At 37.0% G+C, this 1,289-nt stretch carries 1 protein-coding gene; it reads right to left on the bottom strand.

What is annotated here, in order from left to right; all coding sequences use genetic code 11:
• Positions 1 to 42: 42 nt before the first annotated feature.
• A protein-coding gene (locus tag AB1K80_RS17135) for an IS3 family transposase (RefSeq protein WP_412858143.1) occupies positions 43 to 1,205 on the bottom strand; the annotation gives its coding sequence in 2 pieces (ribosomal slippage) (positions 43 to 929 and positions 929 to 1,205; 1,164 coding nt in all).
• Positions 1,206 to 1,289: the final 84 nt, after the last annotated feature.

Here is a 1,289-nt window from a genome sequence, read left to right on the forward strand (position 1 = left end):
TAGACTGACATAGCAGAATGAGACACAAATAAAACACCCTTATTAGGCTGACATGCTACCAAATGTTTTTGGTGCGTGGTAGCCTAATTTTTCTTGGATACGTTCTTCATTATAATACTTAATGTAACGGTCGATTCGTTTTCTGACATCTTTCTCAGATATCGAGTTGAACTTTGTATAGATAAACTCCTCTGATTTCAAGCTAGAATGGAAGGATTCGATAACTGCGTTATCCCAACAGTTGCCTCGTCTGGACATACTGCTTGTGAGGTTCCTTTCCTCTAATTCCTTTTGATATGCATACGAACTGTATACACTTCCTTGATCGGAATGCACAATTACACCTTTAGGGTAATTCCTTTTCTCTAAAGCCTGTCTGACTGTGTCCAATATGAGTGGTGTTTGTTGATGGTCATCTAGGGTATAGGAAACAACTTCGTTGTTGTACAAATCCATAATGGTCGAAAGGTAGAGCGTTCTCGGTCCGTACTGAATATAAGTAATGTCTGTTACCCATTTTAAATTCGGGTGTATTGCGATGAAGTTCCGATTTAATCTATTCGGGGCAATGATGACAGATTCCCCTTGCGATTTCCATTTCCTTTTACGCTTTACACGGCATTGAAGATGATATTTTTGCATCATACGCTGTACAGTATTTCGATTTCGTTTGATACCATATTGGCGATGAAGTAGCTCTCGGATCTTACGGTGACCATACCGGAACGAAGTTTCGGTACATAATGAAATAATAGCGACCTCCACTTGTGACTTTGCCGGTATTCCTTCGGATATCCAACGATAGTATGTCGATCTAGCGATCTGCAAAATGTTTAAGATAGACGTTACTGTATATTTCTTTCGTAATCTCTCGACCAAATATAGAGCTACTCCCTTTTCAACTCCTCTATGATTTCCAAATACTTTTTTAGAATTTCATTCTCCATCTTAAGGTGTTCAATCTGCCTATTCACTTTTCCCTCTTTAGAGATATTTTCAGGTCCATGCCCAAAGCTATATTGTTTTCCAATTGGCTGATCGAATCGATATAACTGATTTTCTCGATACCACTTCATCCATGTTTTAATCTGAGAAACATTTTTTATATTATATTTATCCATAATTTGTTTATTGGTAAACTGACCACTTAATTTATCTTTGACAACAGCCCATTTTATTTCAGATGAATAACTGTTTTTCCCCATAAAAATACCCTCCTAATTAACACTTTGTTTAAGTGTATCACTAGAAGGGTGTTTTTTTATGTCCCATTTGACTAGGTTAGTCTA

This window comes from Bacillus sp. 179-C3.3 HS (assembly GCF_047229225.1).
In the GTDB taxonomy this organism is placed as follows: Bacteria; Bacillota; Bacilli; order Bacillales; family Bacillaceae; genus Bacillus.